The sequence below is a fragment of the Providencia sp. PROV223 genome (assembly GCF_028479245.1).
Classification (GTDB): Bacteria; Pseudomonadota; Gammaproteobacteria; order Enterobacterales; family Enterobacteriaceae; genus Providencia; species Providencia rettgeri.
The window spans coordinates 1-22,772 of sequence record NZ_JAMPNG010000012.1; the positions used below are offsets into that span (position 1 = coordinate 1).

Here is a 22,772-nt window from a genome sequence, read left to right on the forward strand (position 1 = left end):
AGCTTCATTCAGCTACCCGAGTCACATACTTATGTATGCTCCTCGGGATATCTTCATTTTGCCGCCTAGCTGTAGACCCGACTATTTAGGGAAAACAGTATGAAAAACAACAAGAAAAGCATCATAAAAAACAGTTGAAAAATCACGCCATATAGAGAGAACAGTATAAAAAACAGCAAGAAAAACATCATAAAAAATAGTTGAAAAATCACGCCATATAGAGAGAACAGTATAAAAAACAGCAAGAAAAGCATCATAAAAAACAGTTGAAAAATCACGCCATATTTAGAGAAAACAGCATAAAAAATAGCAAGAAAAACATCATAAAAAGCAGTTGAAAAATCACGCCATATTTAGAGAAAACAGTATAAAAAACAGCAAGAAAAGCATCATAAAAAATAGTTGAAAAATCACGCCATAATTTATCTGATTACGTTAATCATTAATGATGGATTTTGTCTAAATCCCCGTATAACGAAGGTTCCCCTTCAGGGCGTGTTTTAAAACGGCGGTGTAGCCACATATATTGTTCTGGCGCCCTGAGGATTTCTTTTTCGATAATTTGGTTCATCATGGTTGCGGTAGCCACATTATCTTCAATTGGGAAATCATCAATGGCAGGTTGAATGATCAATTCATAACCTTTACCGTTAGGTAAACGCCTTGGGGTAAAAGGCACCACTAAAGGGGAAGCCAGGCGTAAAATAATTTGTGAACCATTGGTTGTCGCTGCATTTTCTACAGCGAATAAAGGTGCAAATGTACTATTGCGTGGGCCGTAATCATGGTCGGGGGCATACCATAAAATTTCCCCATTTTTTAAGTCGCGTACCATGCCTTTCATATCTTTGCGATCCAACATATATTTATTGGAACGTAACCGCCCACGGGTTTGTAACCAATCAAGCAGGTCATTATCATTGGCGCGATACACACCAATACCCGGGTTTAACATACCAAAGGCACGCGCACCTATTTCCAAGGTTAGAAAATGAACGCCGAGCGCGATAATCCCTCTGCCAGTTTGGCGGGCTACAACGGCATTTTCTTCCCCAATGACTTTGACCCAGCGACGAACGCGCCAATCAGGCCAAAACCAAGCCATACCCGTTTCAAATAAGCCCATGCCGACAGATTCAAAGTTTTTGTTTATGCAACGCTGCCGTTCCTGCTCACTCATCTCTGGAAAGCATAATTGCAAATTTCGTTCTGCGACTTTCACCCGCTTTTTCAAAAAGCGCTTGGAAAACAAACCTAAACGAGTTCCCATCCAATAAATGACAGGATAAGGCAATAAAACAAGAAGATATAATACGCCAATACCTAGCCAAGTTAGCCAGTAACGAGGATGGAGGAACCGTTTTTGAAATTTTGGAGCTAGTATCATTATTATCCGAATATATTAGTCATAAATTAATAAAAAGGCATGATTAAACTATATCAAATTATTCGTTTAAAGCGTTAACTGCCTGCATGGTGCTCATTAACTCAGCTAAGTTGCGAACAGCCATTTTCTCCATGACACGAGACCGATGAACTTCAACGGTGCGCACAGAAACACAGGCTGCCTCAGCAATTTCACGGTTAATTAAGCCTTGCAACACATAGCCACAGATATCTTTTTCACGAGGCGTGAGCGTTTCATAGCGCTGTTTAATTAAATACCCTTCAGTGGCTTTCGTGGTTTGTGAGCGAGCTTGCTCTAAGGTCTTAGCAAGCTGTTGGCTATCAATGGGTTTTTGTAGAAAATCAACGGCACCCAGTTTCACTTGTTCTACCGCCATCGGGATATCCCCATGGCCAGACAAAAAGATCACGGCTAATGTGCTGTGTTGTTCCCTCAAGTATTGGTGAACTTGTCGCCCGTCTAATTTAGGCATGCGCATATCCAATAACACCACACCTTCTTGGTGTAATGCCGCATTTTGGATAAATGCTTCACTGTCATTCCAAACGGTAACGCTATAGCCCAATGTTTCTAGTAAGAATTGGCAGGCATCCGTCACATCGGGGTCATCATCCACGAGATGGATCACTGGCATACATATACCTCGTCGTGTAGAGGGTGACAAAATAGGGTGCTTTATGTAATGAGCATTGATTATCGTAATAAAGCCATTGTCACATATAGTTAATGTGAATGTTATCAATTACGTGGCAAAACATGCTCAATCCACGATTTTATTGTGATAATTGAAAATGAGAGTGACCATTAGGCCATGTAATCCATCATCACTCAGGTTATTTTCGATACGAATATCGCCACCTTGGCTTTGGATCAAACGCTGGCAAATCACTAAACCTAACCCTAAACCTTCTTTTTTAGTCGTAGTAAATGGTGTGATACCTTGCTCTAATTGACCCGCAGGCATACCTCCGGCATTGTCCTGCAAGACAAGTAAAAAATGCTGCTGTGAAAAATGAAACTCGAAACGCAGTAGGGTTGCCCCCGCTTGTAAACTGTTGCTGATTAAATTGGAAAGTAATTGCTCAAGTAACGTATCAGGCAACATCAGGGAGATGTCAGGCGTTTCAGGTAAAATTAACTTTGCATCGGGGTAGTGTTGGTCTGCACGCAATAATTGCCAAATATGATTAATGGCCTGTTTAACTGATTGTTGGCTCAAGGTGACTGCCGGGTCAAGACTTGGTTTACCCGCCCAGAGGCGTAAATTACGAATGATATCTGCTCCACGTTGAGCTTGGTCATCGATTTTTGTTAATGCGTTAATTAATGGGTGGCTTTCAGACTCTTTAGTCAGGCGTAGAATACACCCTTGGGCATAGTGGCGGATTGCAGACAGGGGTTGATTCAATTCATGAGCAAATCCAGAAGCCATTTCCCCCAAAATATTTAACCGCTGTGCCTTTTGTAAATTGGCTTCTTGTTCTCGTAAGCGGTTATGCGCTTCTTCTAATTGGCGGCTACGGCGCCTAACCAAAAAGGCAATCCAAACATGATTAATGCCAAGTAACACAAAAAATAACGCGACAAGGCTAAGAGTGATTTGGTTTTGAATAGTCCAACTGACGATATCTTGCCAGATTTGACGTTGTTGCGGGTGTTGGTTAACGTCCCTGAGCAAGGTTTCAACTTGAGTCACCGAGGCCGGAGCTCCCCAACGCATGGCGGCTTTATCGGTTGATAATAATGTCTTGGTGACTTTGTCGACTAAATTATCCGGCACTTCACTTAAGGCAGCAAAAGACCAGTTTGGATACAGTTCTGTGCTAGTTAAACAAGAGAGAGAGCTTGGATGTTGAATTAGTGGACGAAATTGTGTTTTATCAATCAGCCCTTCGCTATGCATATTTTCTAATAAACAGACAGGAACAATTGCCGCAGATAATGAATCATCACGCAGTGCATATAATAATGCATCAGCAGGAAAGCCTAAAAATTGCATCTTAAAGTCTTTAGCCGCATCGTAGCCCATATCCCTTAACACTTTGTAACCTAATAAATAGCCACCAAAAGCATCTGGCGAGATAGCGCCGACTTTTTTGCCAATTAGGTTTTTAACTTCTGATATATCACTGTCTTTGCGAACTAATATTAAGCTGCCAATAACATTACGCGTCGTGCTGTTGGGCTCCACATCAGAACGAAGGGAGAGCAACCAACGTAAATGATAGCGGTTATCTAACTGAATAAATTGGGCAGGATTTGTCAGTAAAAAATCAATCTTACGGTTGGAAATTGCTTCTTTCATTTCATCTAAATTGAGTGGTTGTAACGTAAAACGTTCCTCAGGAATAGACTCATTGAGTGTGTCAATAAGTGGTTGCCAATGAGATTGGGTGGAACTCGGTCCACGCAAGGCTAATACTCCGATAGTCCATTGTGCCGAAATTGCAGGCAAAGACCACGTCAGTAGCATGATTAATAGTATGTGATACAACGGCCTAGGCGATTTTTTTAACATATTTGAGTTATTCGTTGCGTTAGATCAATTTAGCTACGGGTATGTGGTAAACCACAATAGGGCGGCGGCTCCACACTTCTTACAATGGCACTACACGTTTTATCAAGATAACTCATTTGGTTTAAAGAGAAATAACAATTCCACGGGTTATCTTAACGAGACTGTACCCATTGTCAATAACGCATGTAATACAAATAACATATTGATTAATAACTTTTATTTTCGCATTAGCAATGTCAGTACTGGAGCCAATTATGGATCTGAGTAAACGAAAATTTCTACAACAAATTGGGGCGGTGACTGCGGGAGCTTCGTTAATTCCTATCGCAGAAGCTGGGCTCAGTTTTTCCCCGACACGCCGAGAAGGCAACCCAGAAAAACGTTATGGAATGTTGATTGATTTACGCCGTTGTATTGGTTGCCAATCTTGCACAGTAAGCTGCTCGGTTGAAAACCAAACCCCACAAGGCCAATTTAGAACGACAGTGAATCAATATCAAGTTGCAGTGAAGGGCGAAGAAGGTTTTACCAACGTATTATTACCTCGCCTATGTAACCACTGTGATAACCCTCCTTGCGTACCGGTATGTCCAGTTCAAGCGACTTTCCAACGTGAAGACGGCATTGTTGTCGTTGATAACGAACGCTGTGTTGGTTGTGCTTACTGCGTACAAGCGTGCCCATACGATGCTCGCTTTATCAACCACTCTACGCAAACCGCCGATAAATGCACATTTTGCGCTCATCGCTTAGAAGTGGGGTTATTGCCAGCTTGTGTTGAATCTTGTGTGGGGGGCGCACGCATTATTGGGGATTTAAAAGACCCGAACAGTACTATTCGTAAAATGCTGACAGAGCACGAAGCTGAAATCAAAGTCCTCAAACCGGAAAATGGCACATTACCTCAAGTTTTCTATATCGGTTTAGATGACGCATTCGTGCAGCCGCTACAAGGCAAAGGGCAGCCCGCATTATGGCAGGAGGTGTTCTGATGAATGGCCAAGTAACTTATATTTCAGAAGTCATGGCTCAGCCACAAGAATTCTTTTGGCTTCCTTGGGCGGTACAATATTTCTTCTTCATAGGAATTGCTGCTTGCGCGGTACTGTACGCTTGTTATCTTCATTGGAGAAATAAACCTGAAAACAGTCGCTTAGAGATGATTGCAGTATTTATTGCTATCACGATGGGTATTACCGCTCCATTAGCATTAACCGCAGATTTACACCAAACCGCAAGGGTATGGCATTTCTACGCGCATCCAACAATATGGTCTTGGATGTGGTGGGGGTCTGTGTTACTGCCATTATTCACTACATTTATTGGTTTATATTTTGTCGCATTAGTGGTGAAACTGATTTGGAAAAAAGAGTTTAAAGCAACACGTTGGGTGGCGTTGTTGGCTGCACTTTCAGCGATAGGATTATTGTTATATACCGGCCGTGAAGCCTCAGTATTAAATGCTCGCCCAATTTGGTATAGCTGGTGGATACCAGTATTGATGTTCCTCAGTGCGCTACAAGTATTACCTGCATTGATTAACTTAGGAGCACGCCGTGAACCTCAATATCAAAACCGCTTAGCACGCTTCCAAGTTGTGACATTATTGCTGTTCGCCGTTTGTTTTGCGCTATGGCTCTCAGGTGATACCACCTCAGGTATTGCAGTACGTCAACAGTTAGATACAGCAAGTCCTGGGTGGTGGATGTTGATGGGAGTTTGTGCATTGTGGGTAATCACTTTTGCGATGTCCGTCAGTAATTTAAAAGCGAATCGCTCGGTTGCATATATCACTGTTCTCGCTTTAATTTCAATGGCTTTTGCTTGGACGATACGTTGGGTTTTCCTGATGGAAGTTCAAGCGGTACCAAAATATAACATTATCGCTAACCCATACCATTTCCCATTGGGAACAGACGGATTACTGGCAATTGTCGGCACATTCGGTTTATGGATTGCATTAACAATTATTGTTCGTGAAGGTGTTCGCTGGTTTGCGAGGAGAGTGCAACATGGCTAAATTCTCAAGACGTCAATGGCTTAAAGGTGGTTTGGTTGTCGGTGGTATCGCATTATTTGGTGCAAGCTACCGTGATGTGGCCAAACGTGCAGTCGATGGTCTGGTTAATGGTACGTCAGGTAAAGTCACTCTTGATAGGCTCAATGGTAACTCTTTACGTCCTGAAGGACAGGCACTGAAAGGTTGGCAAGAAAACCCAGAACAAGTGGTTGCGATGACGCAATGTTTTGGTTGTTGGACTCAGTGTGGTATTCGTGCTCGCGTTGATACAGCGAAAAATGAAGTATTGCGTATTGCGGGGAACCCTTATCATCCACTATCTCATGAAGAGCATTTTCCGTATGGCATGCCGCTGAAAATGGCATTTAACAAAATGAGTGGGGAATCAGGCCTTGAACACCGTTCGACTGCCTGTGCTCGAGGTGCGACGTTAATGGAAGGCTTAACAAGCCCATTGCGTATTCTCGAACCGATGAAACGTGTTGGCAAACGCGGGGAAGGTAAATGGGAGCGCATCAGTTTTGAACAATTAATAAAAGAAGTGGTTGAAGGGGGCGATTTATTTGGTGAAGGGCATGTGGATGGCTTACGGGCGATCCGTGACTTAGAAACGCCTTTAGACCCATCCCAACCAAAACTGGGACCAAAAGCCAACCAATTATTAGTGACCAATGCAGGTGACGACGGCCGTGATGGTTTTATCCGTCGCTTTGCACAAAATGCCTTTGGTAGTAAAAACTTTGGAGCTCACGGTTCGTATTGTGGATTGGCTTATCGTGCCGGTTCCGGTGCATTGATGGATGATTTGGACAAAAACGCCCACGTCAAACCCGATTGGGATAATGTTCGTTTCGCACTGTTCTTAGGCACATCGCCTGCGCAATCAGGTAACCCATTTAAGCGCCAAGGCCGTCAATTGGCGACTGCGCGTTTACGTGATTCATTTAACTATGTGGTGGTTTCGCCTGCATTACCATTAACAACGACTTTAGCAAATGACCACGGCCACTGGGTCCCAGTACAGCCGGGTACTGACGCTGCGTTAGTGATGGGGATGATCCGTTGGATCATTGAAAATGAGCGTTACAATGCCAAATACCTCAGTGTGCCAAGTGAAAAATCCATGGAAGCGATGGGGGAGAAAAGCTGGACTAACTCAACACATTTAGTCATTACGGATGATAACCACCCATTAGCTGGCAAATTGTTAATTTCTTCTTATATCACAGGAGAAGGTGACGATGAGAAAGCCTATTTAGTACAAGATGCCTCTGGCGAATTAAAACTGGCAAACGAAGTTCCAACTGCTGAATTGTTTGTGACACGCCAAGTGACTTTGCACGATGGCAGTGAAGTGACGGTTAAATCCAGCTTCCAGTGTCTTAAAGAAGCCGCAAATCGCATGACTTTGGAAGAATATAGCCAGCGCTGTCATGTCCCAGTAAAAACCATTGAATCACTGGGTAAAGCATTAACGTCTTATGATAGAAAAGCCGCAGTTATTTCCCATGGCGGTATGATGGGCGGTAATGGTTTCTACACTGCATGGTCAGTTATCATGCTTAACGCATTGATTGGTAACTTAAACTTGAAAGGCGGTGTTTCTGTTGGTGGTGGTAAATTCAACGGAGAAAACGATGGGCCACGTTACAAAATTGCCAGCTATAAAGGTAAAGTGAAACCTAAAGGTGTGGTGTTATCACGTAGCAATGAAGTGTATGAAAAATCAGATGAATTCAAAGCGCGTCAGGCGGCAGGTGAGAACCCATATCCTGCAAAAGCCCCTTGGTACCCGTTTGCCAAAGGTCAACTAACAGAACAGTTAGCATCCGCCTTGATGGGGTATCCTTATGCACTGAAAGCGTGGATCACCAATATGACTAACCCTGTATATGGTATCGCAGGTATTCGTCAGGTGATGGAAGAAAAACTGAAAGACCCTAAACACTTGCCGCTGATTATAGGTATTGATGCCTTTATGAATGAAACCACGGCATTGGCAGATTACATTGTGCCGGATACCCATAATTTCGAAAGTTGGGGGTTCAGTGCACCATGGTCTGGTGTGCAGGTCAAAGCCAGTACGGCACGTTGGCCGATTGTTGAGTCACGCACGGCTAAAACAGCAGATGGCCAGCCAGTTTCGATGGAGAGTTTCTGTATCGCTGTAGCAAAAGAACTTAATTTACCGGGCTTTGGTGATAACGTGATTGAAGATATGGATGGCAACATGCATTCACTCAATACAGCTGAAGACTATTACTTAAGAGTTGCTGCAAATATGGCATGGCTAGGGGAAAAACCAGTTCCTGAAGCCGCAACAGAAGATATCCAAATCAGTGGCGTGGAGCGCATTTTACCAGCGATTACGCGTACGTTAAAACCAGAAGAAGTTCGCCGTGTTGCCTATATTTTCACAAGAGGAGGCCGTTTTGCTCCGTATGAAAAAGCCTGGGATGGCGATGCAACAGGACCTCAATGGAAAAAAGGCTTACAAATTTGGAATCCAACGGTGGCAATCAATCGACATGCCATAACGGGTGAGCGTTATAGTGGTTGCCCAACTTACTATCCACCACGTATGGCAAATGGCGATGATGTGAATACGGTATTCCCAGAACAAGAGTGGCCGTTGAAACTGATGTCATTTAAATCCCATGTCATGAGCAGTTCAACGACAGTCATTGAACGTCTACGCCATGTGAAACCAACGAATCTTGTTGCTTTGCATCCCGATGATGCAGCAAAAATGGGTGTCAAACATGGCGATTGGATCCGGATCACCACACCGGGTGGCCATGCTGAAGCCCAAGTGAGTGTTCTTGATGGTGTAATGCCTGGGGTACTTGCGATTGAGCATGGTTATGGGCACACCGAAATGGGGGCGAAACAGCATTATCTGGATGGCCAACCAATGCCAATGAATGAGGCAAATGGTTCAGGAATTAACTTAAATGACCTTGGGTTTGCTGACCCAACACGTGAAGTCGCCAACACGTGGTTAGACTGGGTTTCGGGGGCATCGGTACGCCAAGGATTACCTGCTCGCATTGAGTTAATTGGTTAAACGAAGTAGTAAGGATGGTTAGTGATGGGGACCTGCATAGCTTCATTATTAACCATCTGGTTGTTGGCAATAAGTAGTAAGCAGTTGACATTGCGCATAAAACGGTGTGCTACCACACCGTGACTTCGGCAAATGCCTGGGAGGGGGAGCCCTCCCTTTTTTAATGGTTTATCGCAACAGTGGGGAAACCGATTGTTCCAAACCGATGCTTTGAAGCATCAAAATACCCATCAAAATAAATAAAATACCTGCCAAAATTTTTAGTGAGATTGCCCAATAAGGGGAAAATGATTTTCCTTTTAATTGTGATACGCGAACCGCATTATCACGCATTAAATGAACAAAAATGGCAATTAAACAAATGGTTAATGCAGTACCCATTGCCATTGCTAAGGCAGCGATAACTCCCCATGTATATACTTCTATCACATAAGAAAACAGCAATACGAGAATTGCTCCAGAACAAGGACGAATCCCCATTGATAGAATAATCAATAGTTTACTTTTAAAACTGGATTGCAATTGATGAGACTGGATAACGTGTTGGTGGCCACAATCACAGCTGTCCGAGTGGCTATGGGCTTTTGTTTTAATTATTGCTTTCGTTGAAGAATTCAATGGCTGAATGCTTTTTATCGTGAGTGGGGTTAAGTATTTTGATTTGCGGATTAACCAGCCACGACGTAATGCGCTGAGACATAAATAGCTACCCAGTAAAATAACAAATAGATAACTGATTTGTTCTGCATATAAACTGGCTTGGTTGAGATGTTTAGTAGAGAGTTGGAATAGGATCAATACTAAGGAAACTAAAGTAATCGCAACAAGCCCTTGTAAGAGTGATGCTAGTAAGCTAATGATAACACTCTGCTTTAAATGAGTCGCTTGGGTGGCAATATAGGTGGTAATAATTAATTTGCCATGACCCGGTCCAAGGGCATGCAAAAAACCATAAGCAAAGCTGGCAATCACCAGTAACCCACCTGCATACCATGGGCGAGAGGTGGTTTCTTGCAATAAGTAAGATAACCCTTGGTTTAACTGTTTTTGCCAAGCTAGGCTAAGTTGTAACCATGATCCCCAGTGAATGTATAGCTGCCAAGTGACATAGGTAATAAGTCCCACAAACAGCGCAGTAATTATTAATTTTTGCGTACGTAAAGGCATTATGGACATTGTATATCAACCCGTTGTGCAAACTGTTTGCCAAGTGCTAAATCCTCTTCTGGATTATCACTTTTGTCTAAAGAGAAAGCGTAGGCGCGCATTGAATCGGTCACATTTGCTTCTTGTAATTCCATCTGGCAATTTGCAGCAATATCCAACGGTAGGTTAATTTGTTGTTTATTTTGGTAAGTCATACTGACATAGAAAGTTGGGTCATAAGTTTGAATTTCCACATGGGAACCTGCTATAGGCAGGGGTTGCATAAATGAAGCGGTAAAGAAGAAAACTAAAGAAAAGCCATCTTTTTCTAAATGGTAGCTATCTGGAATTCGTTTAAAGCTCACTTTCTTCCCCTGATAATAAAAATCAGTGAAATAATCTTGCACCAACACATTTGCCATAATAATAGCTTCTTGCTGTTTCCAACGAGGATCATCCGGTTTAATGCCTTTTAATTCATAGGCGATATCCGCTGATGTCATGGGGTCCATTTTCCAAACATAGCTAATCCCTGTGTATTTATCTTGTTTATTTTCAAGGGAAATTTGCATCTCAATAAAACTGTGAGGGTGTGCCGCTACTAGTGGAGCAACTATGAACAGAAATAAAAAATAGAAAGGAAAAAATCGCATCATTCAGTCAGCTAAATTGGCTTATCAAATAAATGTTATAACATAACGAACTGCAAACTAAAAAGAAAAATATTTCGGAATGATTTAAAAATCAACTTAAAACGAGTCGTTAATACTTCTATCACAATAACCTTTCAAATAAAGGGTTTTTTATTAACAAAATAACAGCGATAATATTTGATAATAATCAGATGTGGACATTTCGTGAACACCACATGATTTTAAGCTTTAAATATTAACTAGTTACAAAGGAAAAGAGAACACCATGCCAGTGTTACATAACCAAATTTCAAATAAAATCTTAAAAGAGCGCATGTTGGCTGAGGTCGAGCCGCGCACCACTATCTCTTTTTACAAGTATTTTAATATCCAAGACCCAAACGAATTTCGTAATCAATGGTACCAACAATTTAAAGCATTGAGTGTTTTTGGGCGCGTTTATATTGCCAAAGAAGGTATTAATGCACAAATCAGTGTGCCTGAATCCAATGTGAGCGCATTACGCGAACTCATTTATGCAACAGATCCCGCATTAGAAAACCTACGTTTAAATATTGCGATTGATGATGACGGTAAATCATTTTGGGTGCTGCGTATGAAAGTCCGTGAGCGTGTAGTGGCTGATGGTATTGATGACGAAACATTTAACCCAGCAAATACGGGGCAATATCTAAAAGCTCACGAAGTTAATGAGATGATTGATGACCCAAATACTGTTTTCGTTGATATGCGAAATCATTATGAGTATGAAGTGGGGCGTTTTGATAATGCGATTGAAATACCATCAGATACATTTAGAGAGCAACTGCCAATGGCGGTTGAAATGCTGCAAGAGCAAAAAGACAAAAATGTTGTGATGTATTGTACTGGTGGGATCCGTTGTGAAAAAGCCAGTGCTTATATGCTGCATAATGGTTTTAAAAATGTCTACCATGTTGAAGGTGGGATTATTGAATACGCACGTAAGGCGAAGGAGCAGGGCCTACCTTTACGGTTTAAAGGGAAAAACTTTGTTTTTGACAACCGCATGGGTGAGCGCATTACAGAGGACACATTAGCACAATGCCACCAATGTGGCGCGCCTTGTGATGCACATACCAATTGCCGTAACGATGGCTGCCACTTATTGTTTATCCAATGCCCTAGTTGTGCAGAAAAGTATGAAGGCTGCTGCAGTTCGTCTTGCACAGAAGAAATGAAACTTCCCGAGCAAGAGCAACGCGCACGCCGTGCAGGCCGTGAGGTCAGTAATAAAATCTTTAATAAATCACGTCACCGTTTATCCGATGGGTTATTAAATAAAGACAACTAGTCATTAATGTTATCTATAATAAGAAAGCCCTGCAATTAGGGCTTTTTTTTAATATAAATATTTAAACACATTATATATAAAAAATAACTCTATTCTGTTTTTGACGAAAACTTTAGAGGTAATATGCCTTTTTTGTGAGTAAACAGTGCTATTGCTAATTCCTAGTTTTCGAGAAATAATATGATTAGGTGTTTCATTCATCCAATTGTTAATAATATTTTGTTCTTTAATTGTGAAAATAGATGACTCAATATTATTAGCAAGCTTAGTAATTTTCTCTATTTGTTCATAGTCACGAATAACCTTATCAAGAGTTTGAATAATAATATCTTTTGATAGAATGAAATAATTATCCTTTAATAACAATGGATTGTTTGTCTGTGGGTACGGGGCGTTAATATAAATATAAAACCGTGTATTATTGGTATTGCTTAATAATTGCTGTAGCGTAGGACAGTAATTAGAGTAATTACAATAATACGTTAAATTCACCAGTATAATGCTTGGTGTGTTTATATTTATAAAACCAATGGCTTCTTTTATGCATCCTGTACTAATAAATTCGAGTTTTTTATTTTTGGATAAATATTCTGTAATGCCAAGACGTGTATAATAACATTCATCAATAACTAATATTCGCATTGGAACATCCTTGTTCAAGAAGATGCCTTACAATAAATTGGAACTGATAGTGAAGTCAACCAAGGATTAATAAAAACAATAAATAGTGTTCTTATTTTAAATTACGAATTAGTAATTAATTAATAAGGTAATTATATAAAAATATATAATTACCTGTATGAATGAATAAATTAAATGGATATTAGTGACCCTAATATCCATTTATTTCCCTAGTGTGTTTTAAAACCAAGCTCAACATATTCCCCAGATTCTATCTTGTCTACACCTGCTTGAAGAATATGAATGAGTTGTTTAGCCACATCAGTCGTTAGCCACATGGTTTTATCCACAATAGCGTCACCTGTGTGTTTATCTTGCTCGGGGAGGTAGTGCAAACGCAACATCATAGCGTCGTAATCATCGACTGTACTGATGTCCCAGCCAACTACTGGGTGGGTTTGAATGACATCATTTTTTTTATTCATATAAACCTCCTAATCAAACATCGTGATAAATAATAAATATCTATAACTGACTAAGAGCAATGACCTCGTGATGAGTCCACTTTTAGTATAAGGAGATTTCGCCAATAAGAAAGCAAATAAAACATTTTTTTGTCTATATGGCAGAAAATGCATAAAACGAATAACAAGCATTGTAAAAATAGAATGGGAAGTATTTTGAACTTCCCATCGGCGTGTAAACGACTAACTCAGAGAGACTGTCCAGCGTGCATCTTCCCCTGCTAAGAAAGGAACTAATTTATCATTACAGCAGTCAATGGATTCACAAATTATATTTTGTTCTTTAGTTAGCGTAATTGTCCCTTTATTCACAGGTAAGTTATAGAATTTAGGGCCATTTAGGGAACAAAAAGCTTCGAAATGCGCCAAGGCACCGAGCTCTTCAAAAACACTTGCGTAAGCCGCTAATGCGGTGGGAGCATTAAAGACCCCAGCACAACCACAGGAAGATTCTTTACGTGATTGTATATGTGGTGCGGTGTCGGTACCAAGGAAGAAACGGTCACAACCTGAAGCAACCGCTGTACGTAATGCTTCTTGGTGCACATTACGCTTCAAAATAGGTAAGCAAAATAAATGCGGTCTTATACCACCAACTAACATATGGTTACGATTAAACATCAAATGTTGAGGTGTTAAAGTTGCAGCTGTAAATTCATTCGCTTCTTGGACATATTGAGCCGCTTCTTTGGTGGTGATGTGTTCAAAAACGACTTTTAGTTTTGGAAACTGTGCCCGTAGTGGCAACATAACTTGCTCAATAAATAAGGCTTCTCGGTCAAAAATATCGATATGACTTGCGGTGACTTCACCATGGATAAGCAGTGGCATTCCTGCTTGTTCCATTGCAGCTAATACGGGGTAAATCTTTTTAATATCGGATACGCCATGGCTAGAGTTAGTTGTTGCATTGGCCGGGTAGAGTTTACAGGCAGTAAATACCCCCTCGTTAAAGCCGCGAACGACTTCAGCAGGATCTGTGCTATCAGTAAGGTAGCAGGTCATTAAAGGGGTAAATTGATGTCCTTGTGGAACCGCTTTTAGAATACGCTCGCGGTAAGCTTTTGCGGCTTCAATCGTTGTGACTGGTGGCACTAAATTCGGCATGACAATCGCGCGGCCAAAGAATTCACTGGTATAGGGAACGACCGTTTTTAACATATCATCATCGCGAAAATGAACATGCCAATCATCAGGGCGGCGGATCGTTAGGGTAGTTACAGTTGTCATTAAACCGGCTCCATAGGGGAAGAGTGAATGATGAGCGAGTGCTCAAGCCGGAATAGAATGATAAAGGTAAAGTGAAAAAATAGCTATGAGAAATCGCGATTATAGCTTATTTCAAAGGTAGATTATGTAAATGACGTAAATAGCTAACTTATCCAGGGATGCAATAGCAAAAAACCTGCTTAAGTTTCCTTAAGCAGGTTTCTCTAAATTTTGGCTCCTCCAGCTGGACTCGAACCAGCGACATACGGATTAACAGTCCGCCGTTCTACCGACTGAACTATGGAGGAACTCCTTGGTACGCAGAGGATATTAGCTTTCTCTTACTGTATTGTCAAAGGAGAATAGCGAAAAATATGTTTGTTTGCCTGTTATCTGTGCGAACTGTCGGAAGTTTGATCGAAAATTAGGTAATAGTGATTAATCAAGACCATACACAAACAAAAAGACGGTAACAAACTTAAGTCGATGGGCGGTATATTATTTCAAATTTAGTGGTTAACTGCAGTTAACCACTAATTGATGAATGTAACTTACAGAAATTATCTACAGCGGAATAACGAGAACTGGTTGGGCGATATCGTCGAGTAAACTACGAGTCACTGAGGTATTAAGCCAGCGTCCAAGTGAAGAAAGATGGCGATGAGAAATAATTAATAATTCGCAGTTATATTTTTCCATTTTTTTGGGGATGGTATCGATAGGGGTACCTGCAGCGAGTAGTCCTTGGGCTTTAAACCCCATGCTATTTAAGGCGCTTGTGACCTCTTTTAATTGTTTTTGTGCCAAAGCTTCTTCTTTTTGCGCGGCAGGGTATTCATCCCACTCATCGCTATCTTTACTTAACCCAGTGCGGCTTAGTGCAAAGGTATTATCGACAACAGTCAATACAATCACATTGCTGACACAGCCAGTCATACGCTGCATAAAACTAAGTGCATTACTGCTATTCTCAAAGCTGTCGACGGCTAACAACACATTATTAATCATGATTAGTTCCTGATAGGCGAACGAAATAGCGCCTTTAAAGTTAGCTCCCCTTTTTTCCAATACTTTTTGTAAAATGGAAAGGTTTTTGGGGATCATACGTTGATCGATAAATGAAAAATAACCCACCATTCGGTGGGCAAAGTCGCTGTGTTTTGCGTGGCTACCCAGTTGTCTGGGAGTGTGGCTTACAGTGGAGTGAAATCTTGCCCAATGGCTTAGTAGCTGATAAGTTTTTAACAAAACCAGTGTGATCACAGTTTTGTTCATCAGCGGCTCCCATCGAGTGTATTAATGGTGACATCTGCAGACATACCCACACGCAGCGCATTCATCATCTGGGCATGCTCGGTGTTGCTATCAAAAACAATTTTTACAGGTATGCGCTGTACAATTTTAGTAAAATTACCCGTCGCATTTTCCGGGGCAACGGGTGAGAAACTTACGCCAGACGCGGGAGCAATACTATCGACATAGCCTTTTAATATTTGCCCTGGGAAGGTGTCGATACTAATATCAACGACTTGGCCATGAGTAATATTTTCCAATTGAGTTTCTTGATAATTCGCGATGATGTAGAGCTTATTTTGGGGGACAATAGCCATTAAAGCATCGCCTGGTTTAACAAACTCACCGACGCGCAAACTTTTTTTACCAATTACGCCACCAATGGGCGCAGTAATACGGGTGTAAGAGAGGTTAAGCTCAGCCATCGCTTTTTTAGCTTGAGCTAATGTCAATTCAGCATTGCTATCGGCCTGTTTCGCTTCTAAAACTTGCAACATATTTTTGGCTGCTTTTAATGATGCTTCAGCTTGTGCAACACTTGCTGTCACTGTTTGTACACGCGTAGTTGCTTGTTGTGCCGCTTGTTGTGAGCCTGCGCCAGTATTTGCCATTTTGTGGTAGCGAGTTTTTTCTTGGTACGCAAATTGTAGTTCTGCTCTTGCAGATTGCAGTTGGGCTTCTGCCGCAGCGATTAAGGCCTGTTGACGCATTAAATTGGCTTTTGCATCATCTTGCCGTGCGCGAGCAGATTGCTCTTGTGCAGCAGCCTGAGAAAGTGCAACTGTAAATTCTCTGGGATCAATGACTGCTAATAATTCACCTTCCTTAACCCATTGGTTATCTTGCACAAGGACTTCGGCCACCACGCCTGAAATTTGTGGTGAAATACGTGAAATATCTGCACGGATATAGGCATCATTGGTATTTTGAGCAGTTTTTTTAATGGCGAATTTATTAATTAATAATCCTCCCATCAAAACAACAATAAATAGCGATGATAGCTAGAGCGACATTTTTATTAATTTTTAATTTGATCTTACTCATTCTAATTTCCTGATAATCAATAACTAAGCAGCGGCAACAGACCGCGGTGGGTAAATACGAGTTGGCATCACTAAAATCAGCCCAGTTAATAACAGTGCTAAACCAGAAACCAACAGATATAGGTCAGAGCTAGCTAAAACATGTCCTTGGCTTGAGGAGAGTTTTGTGAGTTCACCGATAGAATTTGTCGCCGTATCGCGATAAGTACTGCCGTAGCTGTCAGCAATGACGCCCGAATGAAAATCACCTCGTTGGCGGCTTAATAGGGCAATTGCTCCCCCGGCAGCCGTTGCTGCAAATCCTTTAACCGCATTAAACCAAGCAGCAGCAAATGGACCATCAGTGGGCAGTAATCCGCCCGTTGCCATCATCAATAGCGGAATAACGGCCATGGGTTGTGCAACAGCTTGTAAGAGAGAAATCATTCTAAAATTGTCACCATTCCAATCAGGGGTCAGTTGTGATGCGAGAAAACAAGCGGCTGTCATCAAAAGTAAACTAATGGCGAGCACCCAACGGCAATCAACTTTGGGGGTATTACAAATAATGGCTATGATAGGGAGCGTGATGAGTTGTGGGAGTGACACCCATAGCATCATGTCGGAGGTTTGTTCTAAGCGATACCCTTGAATAGACGATAAATAGCCAGAGGTAATATTCACCAAAGAAACCATAATCAACAACACGCCACCAAGGGTGATTAATGAGAACGATAGATTCCGTTTGCTAAGTAACTGCAAGTTGAAGAAGGGTAATGGGTGGTACCATTCGTTTATCAAAAACAGAGCTAATAAACCAAGTCCACCAATCAATAAAACATAAATTAGTGATGAATTTAGCCAATCAAGGCGTTCTCCTTGAGAAATACCTACGGTGAGCATAGCAAGTGCACTTCCCCCCAGAAGTAAACCTCGCCAGTTAAACTGTTTCAGTCGTTCTAAGCGTAAAGGGTCTTGTGGCAAACCAAAGCCAATGCAGATGGTGGCTATCGCCATTAGTGGTAAGTTCCAATAAAAATACCCACTCCACCCCCAGTGGAAGGCAAACGCGGCCGCAGTGGCACCAAAAGTAGCACTCCATGCAGAAACCCAGCCATAAGCTCCTAAACCTAATACTTTAATAAGCGGAGGCATAAAGCGCAGCACTACCGTCATTAACATAGGCGGGAGAGCCCCGCCCGCAAAGCCTTGTAAACTACGTATTGTTAATAGAAGAGCATAATGATCTCCTAGCCATGGTGTAATTAATCCTCCAATCAGATAAATAGAACACATAACGAGCGCAACACGACGTAGTGAGAATGTTGGCCAAAAGCAAGGAGTAAATCCTGAACCAATTACAAAACCAGTTACATAACAGGTGATTAACCAACTGCCAGTATCAATATTTAATGCCATTGCCCCCTGAATATCGCCTAGGGCGAATTTACTGGCGTTTTCTCCCACGCCACTCGCCATTACTGCTAAAAAAACACCAAATAGACCCATCCATGTGCGGCCATTAATTTCACTCGCACTGGCTATCCATTTGTTTTTTTTAGGTTGTATGATAGACGCATCAACCATTTCAAACTCCTGCTATTTAAAAATTTGCTCTGTCATTTTTTAGCAGTAGTATCTAAACTTTATTTAATTGTTTAAAATGAAATGATGTAATTAAATTATTGCATGAAACGCAATCCACTAATGAGGAGGGCTGCAAAGGGGCGAGGAGGAAAAATGCCACAAAAAATCGACTTCAATTTGATTTATGCGTTGAATTTATTATTGGAGGAAGGAAGTGTAGGAGGAGCCGCCGAAAAAATGAACCTGAGTGCTCCTGCTATGAGCCGAATTCTAGGGCGAATTCGTGAGCAATTTAATGATCCCATTTTAGTCAGGGCAGGGCGTAAATTAGTACCAACTCCCAGAGCATTAGAATTAAAAGAACAACTTAGCCATATTATTGCTCAAGCAGAAGCGTTAATTAATCCTGATGAATTATTCAATCCAAAAACATTAGAAAGAACATTTGTTATTCGGGCGAATGATATTTTTATTGGCGCCTTAGGTGGTGGGTTGTTAGAAAAACTCAGGGAATTAGCTCCCCAAAGTAGCTTAATTTTTATCGCGGAAAGTGATACTGAAGATGATTCTTTGCGTAGCGGTAAAGTCGATTTGGTTATTGGTTCTTCTCGAGATTGGCACCCTGAAATTAAGGCTCAGAGCTTATTTACTAGTACTTTTCAGGCGTTGGTTCGCCCAGGGCATCCGATTATTGGACAAGTGACACCTGAGAGTTTAACGCATTACCCGCATATTAGCGTATCGCGGCGGGGGCGTACATTGGGACCAATTGATGACGCGTTACGTGACCTTCAATTAGAGCGTAATGTTGCGTTGACTTTGCCTAGCTTTCATTCAGCTATGATGCTAACGATGAACTCTGATTATATTTTGCCGCTCCCTCGCCATGTACTGCAAGGGGTAAAGAGTGTTAATTTGCCGTTAATTGAAATTGAACTCCCTTTGGAATTGGAATCTATATTTATCGTGCAAGCATGGCATCCAAGGTTGGATAGAGATCCTGCGCATCAATGGTTACGCCAGACAATTAAACAATTTTTTCTGGAGAAAGAGTAGCTATTCATTCTATGGTGCGGGTCTTTGCGGTTGCTTAGTTAGTAGCTGAATATTCAGAAGGGTAACTTTCAGAAAGATAGCAAAAAGCCCGCATTAAGCGGGCTTTTTAAATTTGGCTCCTCCAGCTGGACTTGAACCAGCGACATACGGATTAACAGTCCGCCGTTCTACCGACTGAACTATGGAGGAATTGCTTTGTTCCTGAGAACGAGGCGCATATTACCCATCCTGTTCACCGTTGTAAAGCATAAAAACGAAAAAAATAGCCAAGTGAGTGTTAAGTAATCGATTTGATGATTATCTACTCCAATAAGTGGTGTCGTTGTCTATAGTATGCGGCTTATAGGAGATGCAGAGGGAACTGATAATAGAGGTGAATAATTCATGAGTAGCAGAACATAACAAACAGATAGCAAAAAGCCCGCATTAAGCGGGCTTTTTTTAAATTTGGCTCCTCCAGCTGGACTTGAACCAGCGACATACGGATTAACAGTCCGCCGTTCTACCGACTGAACTATGGAGGAATTGCTTGTTCCTGAGAACGAGGCGAATATTAACGACATCATCTCAGGCTGTCAATCATAAAAACAGAAAAAATATCTAACTGCTCATTCACTGCACATTCTGACGAAGTTTTGCTCTAGTTAATTGATATTGAATTAATTTTGAGCTGCAAGTGTACCAGGTAATTGCGTAGAAACTTCAGGATAAGCAACATGATAGATATCATAAAACGATATCATTCCTTTTAATGTAATTAAACGCGATATTTCTTGCTTTATTGCAGAGCTAACATCTTGTGAATCAATGATTTTACTTATCGCATTATCAGAAACGGGTTCAGTGACAAACCATTCTCCGTTATAACAAACGCGTAAATCTAACACACCAATATCTTCAAAATGATAGACAGGTTTAATGTCAAAAAGTAGCACACTTGCTAGTATAATAAAGAGAATAGTGATACCCAGAGCCCAATAAGGGCCAAAATAAGGGGCATACCAAAGAATAATGGCTAGGGGGACATAAGCCGCAACCATGCCAACACATAAATAAGGGTGGTTGGCGAGAAACTGGCTATTAAAGTAAGGTTTCCCATCTCGGTTTTCACGTTTATTGATGGCATCCAAGTCTTCGACGAGTATTTGTTTGATAATATCCATGTGTATAACTCTCTGTCAGATATCTATACTAGGAGGGTATCACGAGCCGTTGAGATTGTTATATATCAGTTAAAAAAAATATTTACACAGATTGTCATCGTATCAGATAATTCTTACTGACATTTATTGGGTTGTTGGCTTTTTAAATTAAAGTTTTCTTTAAACTATCAACTAAATGCAGCATTTTTGTTAACGTTATAGTCGATAAAAGTGACGCAATCGAAAAAACGACATATTTTTGAAGTTTACCCGTATAAAATAGTTGCTATTATCTTTAAGTCATGAGTTAATGAGTGTCGGCCTGTTTAGCAGTCCTATTTGATGTATGATTACTGAGTTAGTGTGTTCTAAAGAAGAAAGTTATCACAGATAGCCTTTGACCGTGACGCTGCATCTTGGTGTTTCCCTGATTAAATAGTTGACTCTGGCCCGTATATGCCAAAAGGCAAGTTTTTTTGATGTTATATAGGAAAAGTCAAATGTCCGACAAAATGAAAGGTCAAGTTAAGTGGTTCAACGAGTCTAAAGGCTTCGGTTTCATCACTCCAGCTGATGGTAGCAAAGACGTTTTCGTCCACTTCTCTGCCATTCAGGGCAATGGTTTCAAAACTCTGGCTGAAGGTCAGCAAGTTGAATTCACCATTGAAAACGGTGCAAAAGGCCCAGCAGCTGCTAACGTAACTGCTATCTAAGCTAATTGCTTAACTGATTTTCTAAAGCCCGTCATTTTTAATGACGGGCTTTTTCGTATGCGCTACATTTATGGTTAATATATTTTGTTGGAAAAGACTGTTATGAATATTAATGACCGTGTTTATGTAAAAACAGACGGGGAAGAGCGTCGTGAAGGCACTATTTTACTTATTGAGCCCTTCAATGAAGGGGTAATGTACTTAATCGCATTACCAGATTACCCGGAAGGTATTTGGTTTTTTAATGAAAAAGAGGGTGATGAAGGGATTTTTGTTACACCAATTGAAAGATAAGTTTCAAGTTAATGAACACTTTGTTCTTTACTTAATAATTTTCCCCACTTATACTCCTTCCATCTTTTACTTAGGAGATTATTACTTGGACAGTCAGAGTTGGAATAAAAACTTAATTTAATGGCAAGCCAGTAATCATCTTTTCTTTTCACTGCTTGCCACAATGGCGGGCGGTGTCTGATGTTTCCTCATCATACTACTCCCTTATAATTGTATTTAATTAGATAGCATATTATAGCTGTATTGAGTGTGTATCATGTTGGTCTATATTTATTCTCTATTTCCTCCAGGCAATAGCTAATGGTTTTTGAGTAATTTATTTTACTCAAAATATATGGCTATATGCTTTTTATTAGGCATATAAATCATTATCCAAGTTATTTTTGGAGGGATTATCATGCTTTTTTCCCCTGATATTTTAAATTTACTGTCTGCTATGTGTTTTGGTGCATTAATCGGTGCTGAGCGCCAGTGGCGTCAACGAATGGCGGGCTTGAGAACCAATGCACTGGTTGCAACAGGTGCTGCGGTGTTTATTTTAAGTTCTGTAACAACATCTCCTGATAGCCCTGGGCGTATTGCTGCCCAAGTGGTGTCTGGAATTGGTTTCCTCGGGGCGGGTGTAATTATGCGTGAAGGCATGAACATTCGAGGTCTAAATACTGCGGCAACGCTTTGGTGTTCTGCGGGGATCGGTGTTTTATGTGGATTAGGGCAGTACTCTTTGGCATTGATGGCGACGTTATTAATTTTATGCGCCAACATTTTATTAAGAGAAGCAGCTTCACGAATTAATAAACAACCACAGCAGCAAGCGCTTGATGTAGAACAGCGCTATAAGATCCGTGTAATGTGCCATCAAACGGATGAAATTTTAGTAAGAACACTTATTTTACAAGCAATTAACGGGCTTCATATTCGATTGCAATCGTTAAGTAGTGCCGACACATTAAAGCCTGAACAGCTGGAAGTGTGTGCTGAATTCCTTGCAACACCCGCCGAGCAAAAGGAAATTGAAGCATTGGTATGCAGAATAAGTCTTGAGCAAAGTGTTAGTGCTATCAATTGGAAAGTCGCATCAGAGCTACCTGCCTGATGACTTTAAATTAACTCACTATAGGAGCTGAAATGGACGACCACCCTCCGTCATGGAGTCGTAAGCTGGAGCTATCTAACTGATAATAAAC

At 41.1% G+C, this 22,772-nt stretch carries 20 protein-coding genes and 3 tRNA genes; 8 read left to right on the forward strand and 15 right to left on the reverse strand.

All coding sequences use genetic code 11. From position 1 onward, the window contains the following. Window positions 1-442 precede the first annotated feature (442 nt). The 3 genes from PR767_RS13840 to ttrS form a co-directional block, all read right to left on the reverse strand. Entirely contained in the window at window positions 443-1,387 is a 945-nt protein-coding gene (locus tag PR767_RS13840) for a Kdo(2)-lipid IV(A) acyltransferase (RefSeq protein WP_272520458.1), read from the reverse strand. Window positions 1,388-1,445: 58 nt separating this feature from the next. Continuing rightward, window positions 1,446-2,042 carry a tetrathionate respiration response regulator TtrR gene (gene ttrR, locus PR767_RS13845; protein ID WP_109911086.1) on the reverse strand — a complete coding sequence of 199 codons (597 nt, stop codon included), beginning with the start codon at window positions 2,040-2,042 and terminating at the stop codon, window positions 1,446-1,448. Window positions 2,043-2,168: 126 nt separating this feature from the next. Continuing rightward, window positions 2,169-3,926, reverse strand: a complete 1,758-nt coding sequence (gene ttrS / locus PR767_RS13850; RefSeq protein WP_272520459.1) for a tetrathionate respiration histidine kinase TtrS — start codon at window positions 3,924-3,926, stop codon at window positions 2,169-2,171. Window positions 3,927-4,180: 254 nt separating this feature from the next. On the opposite strand from ttrS, the gene ttrB reads away from it, so the two are divergent. Genes ttrB through ttrA form a run of 3 tightly spaced genes read left to right on the forward strand, consistent with a single transcriptional unit; the run spans window position 4,181 to window position 9,013 of the window. Beyond that, window positions 4,181-4,918, forward strand: a complete 738-nt coding sequence (gene ttrB / locus PR767_RS13855) for a tetrathionate reductase subunit TtrB (RefSeq protein WP_109911088.1) — start codon at window positions 4,181-4,183, stop codon at window positions 4,916-4,918. After that, on the forward strand, window positions 4,900-5,946 hold the full coding sequence (gene ttrC, locus PR767_RS13860; RefSeq protein WP_442959805.1) for a tetrathionate reductase subunit TtrC: 1,047 nt from the start codon (window positions 4,900-4,902) through the stop codon (window positions 5,944-5,946). The genes ttrB and ttrC overlap by 19 nt, the downstream gene beginning before the upstream one ends. Continuing rightward, window positions 5,939-9,013 carry a tetrathionate reductase subunit TtrA gene (gene ttrA / locus PR767_RS13865; RefSeq protein WP_198641285.1) on the forward strand — a complete coding sequence of 1,025 codons (3,075 nt, stop codon included), beginning with the start codon at window positions 5,939-5,941 and terminating at the stop codon, window positions 9,011-9,013. Before ttrC ends, ttrA begins: the two co-directional genes overlap by 8 nt. 168 nt (window positions 9,014-9,181) lie before the next feature. Here the strand turns inward: ttrA and PR767_RS13870 are convergent, their stop codons facing one another. Next, a complete protein-coding gene (locus PR767_RS13870) occupies window positions 9,182-10,189 on the reverse strand; it encodes a nickel/cobalt transporter (protein ID WP_272520461.1) in 1,008 nt (335 codons plus the stop codon). Beyond that, the gene (locus PR767_RS13875; RefSeq protein ID WP_042851561.1) at window positions 10,180-10,815 is read right to left on the reverse strand and encodes a DUF1007 family protein; all 636 of its coding nucleotides are present in this window, start codon (window positions 10,813-10,815) and stop codon (window positions 10,180-10,182) included. The genes PR767_RS13870 and PR767_RS13875 overlap by 10 nt, the downstream gene beginning before the upstream one ends. A gap of 262 nt (window positions 10,816-11,077) precedes the next feature. Between PR767_RS13875 and trhO the strand changes: the two genes are divergently transcribed. Next, window positions 11,078-12,124, forward strand: coding sequence for an oxygen-dependent tRNA uridine(34) hydroxylase TrhO (gene trhO, locus PR767_RS13880; protein ID WP_109911091.1), 1,047 nt, complete (start codon window positions 11,078-11,080; stop codon window positions 12,122-12,124). A 48-nt stretch (window positions 12,125-12,172) separates the two neighbouring features. Here the strand turns inward: trhO and PR767_RS13885 are convergent, their stop codons facing one another. The 7 genes from PR767_RS13885 to PR767_RS13915 all read right to left on the reverse strand — a co-directional run bounded on the left by PR767_RS13885 (window position 12,173) and on the right by PR767_RS13915 (window position 18,380). Continuing rightward, window positions 12,173-12,766, reverse strand: a complete 594-nt coding sequence (locus tag PR767_RS13885) for a LuxR C-terminal-related transcriptional regulator (protein ID WP_181937011.1) — start codon at window positions 12,764-12,766, stop codon at window positions 12,173-12,175. A gap of 209 nt (window positions 12,767-12,975) precedes the next feature. Continuing rightward, window positions 12,976-13,230, reverse strand: a complete 255-nt coding sequence (gene bssS / locus PR767_RS13890; RefSeq protein ID WP_004909784.1) for a biofilm formation regulator BssS — start codon at window positions 13,228-13,230, stop codon at window positions 12,976-12,978. Window positions 13,231-13,452: 222 nt separating this feature from the next. After that, the gene (pyrC, locus tag PR767_RS13895; RefSeq protein WP_272520462.1) at window positions 13,453-14,499 is read right to left on the reverse strand and encodes a dihydroorotase; all 1,047 of its coding nucleotides are present in this window, start codon (window positions 14,497-14,499) and stop codon (window positions 13,453-13,455) included. Between the two features lie 211 nt (window positions 14,500-14,710). Then, window positions 14,711-14,786, reverse strand: a tRNA-Asn gene (locus PR767_RS13900). Window positions 14,787-15,042: 256 nt separating this feature from the next. Beyond that, window positions 15,043-15,753 (reverse strand): universal stress protein, encoded by a 711-nt coding sequence (locus tag PR767_RS13905; protein WP_272520463.1) that lies wholly within the window; start codon window positions 15,751-15,753, stop codon window positions 15,043-15,045. After that, window positions 15,753-16,745, reverse strand: a complete 993-nt coding sequence (locus PR767_RS13910; protein ID WP_272520464.1) for an HlyD family secretion protein — start codon at window positions 16,743-16,745, stop codon at window positions 15,753-15,755. The genes PR767_RS13905 and PR767_RS13910 overlap by 1 nt, the downstream gene beginning before the upstream one ends. A 93-nt stretch (window positions 16,746-16,838) precedes the next feature. Beyond that, window positions 16,839-18,380, reverse strand: coding sequence for an MFS transporter (locus PR767_RS13915; protein ID WP_210850288.1), 1,542 nt, complete (start codon window positions 18,378-18,380; stop codon window positions 16,839-16,841). Between the two features lie 153 nt (window positions 18,381-18,533). On the opposite strand from PR767_RS13915, the gene PR767_RS13920 reads away from it, so the two are divergent. Next, window positions 18,534-19,436 carry a LysR family transcriptional regulator gene (locus PR767_RS13920; protein ID WP_109911095.1) on the forward strand — a complete coding sequence of 301 codons (903 nt, stop codon included), beginning with the start codon at window positions 18,534-18,536 and terminating at the stop codon, window positions 19,434-19,436. 113 nt (window positions 19,437-19,549) lie between these two features. On the opposite strand, the gene PR767_RS13925 is transcribed toward PR767_RS13920, so the two are convergent. The 3 genes from PR767_RS13925 to PR767_RS13935 form a co-directional block, all read right to left on the reverse strand. After that, a tRNA-Asn gene (locus PR767_RS13925) sits at window positions 19,550-19,625 on the reverse strand. A 259-nt stretch (window positions 19,626-19,884) separates the two neighbouring features. Beyond that, window positions 19,885-19,960: transfer RNA gene (locus tag PR767_RS13930), tRNA-Asn, on the reverse strand. A gap of 135 nt (window positions 19,961-20,095) precedes the next feature. Continuing rightward, window positions 20,096-20,599 carry a YlaC family protein gene (locus PR767_RS13935; RefSeq protein WP_272520465.1) on the reverse strand — a complete coding sequence of 168 codons (504 nt, stop codon included), beginning with the start codon at window positions 20,597-20,599 and terminating at the stop codon, window positions 20,096-20,098. A 479-nt stretch (window positions 20,600-21,078) separates the two neighbouring features. Here PR767_RS13935 and cspE point away from each other — a divergent pair, with 479 nt between their 5' ends. From cspE to PR767_RS13950, 3 genes are all read left to right on the forward strand, one after another. Beyond that, window positions 21,079-21,291, forward strand: a complete 213-nt coding sequence (gene cspE, locus PR767_RS13940; RefSeq protein ID WP_004909801.1) for a transcription antiterminator/RNA stability regulator CspE — start codon at window positions 21,079-21,081, stop codon at window positions 21,289-21,291. A gap of 102 nt (window positions 21,292-21,393) precedes the next feature. Beyond that, window positions 21,394-21,585 (forward strand): protein DsrB, encoded by a 192-nt coding sequence (gene dsrB, locus PR767_RS13945; protein WP_004255792.1) that lies wholly within the window; start codon window positions 21,394-21,396, stop codon window positions 21,583-21,585. Between the two features lie 397 nt (window positions 21,586-21,982). After that, the gene (locus tag PR767_RS13950) at window positions 21,983-22,681 is read left to right on the forward strand and encodes an MgtC family protein (RefSeq protein WP_004255789.1); all 699 of its coding nucleotides are present in this window, start codon (window positions 21,983-21,985) and stop codon (window positions 22,679-22,681) included. Window positions 22,682-22,772 lie beyond the last annotated feature (91 nt).

What these genes read in the sequence shown, in the direction of transcription:
- pyrC (WP_272520462.1), bottom strand. Translation starts at nt 14,499, where the DNA reads ATGACAACTGTAACTACCCTAACGATCCGCCGCCCTGATGATTGGCAT.
- PR767_RS13920 (WP_109911095.1), top strand. Translation starts at nt 18,534, where the DNA reads ATGCCACAAAAAATCGACTTCAATTTGATTTATGCGTTGAATTTATTA.
- PR767_RS13870 (WP_272520461.1), bottom strand. Translation starts at nt 10,189, where the DNA reads ATGTCCATAATGCCTTTACGTACGCAAAAATTAATAATTACTGCGCTG.
- PR767_RS13950 (WP_004255789.1), top strand. Translation starts at nt 21,983, where the DNA reads ATGCTTTTTTCCCCTGATATTTTAAATTTACTGTCTGCTATGTGTTTT.
- PR767_RS13910 (WP_272520464.1), bottom strand. Translation starts at nt 16,745, where the DNA reads ATGGGAGGATTATTAATTAATAAATTCGCCATTAAAAAAACTGCTCAA.
- cspE (WP_004909801.1), top strand. Translation starts at nt 21,079, where the DNA reads ATGTCCGACAAAATGAAAGGTCAAGTTAAGTGGTTCAACGAGTCTAAA.
- PR767_RS13915 (WP_210850288.1), bottom strand. Translation starts at nt 18,380, where the DNA reads ATGGTTGATGCGTCTATCATACAACCTAAAAAAAACAAATGGATAGCC.
- ttrC (WP_442959805.1), top strand. Translation starts at nt 4,900, where the DNA reads ATGGCAGGAGGTGTTCTGATGAATGGCCAAGTAACTTATATTTCAGAA.
- PR767_RS13935 (WP_272520465.1), bottom strand. Translation starts at nt 20,599, where the DNA reads ATGGATATTATCAAACAAATACTCGTCGAAGACTTGGATGCCATCAAT.
- ttrB (WP_109911088.1), top strand. Translation starts at nt 4,181, where the DNA reads ATGGATCTGAGTAAACGAAAATTTCTACAACAAATTGGGGCGGTGACT.
- ttrS (WP_272520459.1), bottom strand. Translation starts at nt 3,926, where the DNA reads ATGTTAAAAAAATCGCCTAGGCCGTTGTATCACATACTATTAATCATG.
- PR767_RS13885 (WP_181937011.1), bottom strand. Translation starts at nt 12,766, where the DNA reads ATGCGAATATTAGTTATTGATGAATGTTATTATACACGTCTTGGCATT.
- ttrR (WP_109911086.1), bottom strand. Translation starts at nt 2,042, where the DNA reads ATGCCAGTGATCCATCTCGTGGATGATGACCCCGATGTGACGGATGCC.
- trhO (WP_109911091.1), top strand. Translation starts at nt 11,078, where the DNA reads ATGCCAGTGTTACATAACCAAATTTCAAATAAAATCTTAAAAGAGCGC.
- PR767_RS13905 (WP_272520463.1), bottom strand. Translation starts at nt 15,753, where the DNA reads ATGAACAAAACTGTGATCACACTGGTTTTGTTAAAAACTTATCAGCTA.
- bssS (WP_004909784.1), bottom strand. Translation starts at nt 13,230, where the DNA reads ATGAATAAAAAAAATGATGTCATTCAAACCCACCCAGTAGTTGGCTGG.
- PR767_RS13875 (WP_042851561.1), bottom strand. Translation starts at nt 10,815, where the DNA reads ATGATGCGATTTTTTCCTTTCTATTTTTTATTTCTGTTCATAGTTGCT.
- dsrB (WP_004255792.1), top strand. Translation starts at nt 21,394, where the DNA reads ATGAATATTAATGACCGTGTTTATGTAAAAACAGACGGGGAAGAGCGT.
- PR767_RS13840 (WP_272520458.1), bottom strand. Translation starts at nt 1,387, where the DNA reads ATGATACTAGCTCCAAAATTTCAAAAACGGTTCCTCCATCCTCGTTAC.
- ttrA (WP_198641285.1), top strand. Translation starts at nt 5,939, where the DNA reads ATGGCTAAATTCTCAAGACGTCAATGGCTTAAAGGTGGTTTGGTTGTC.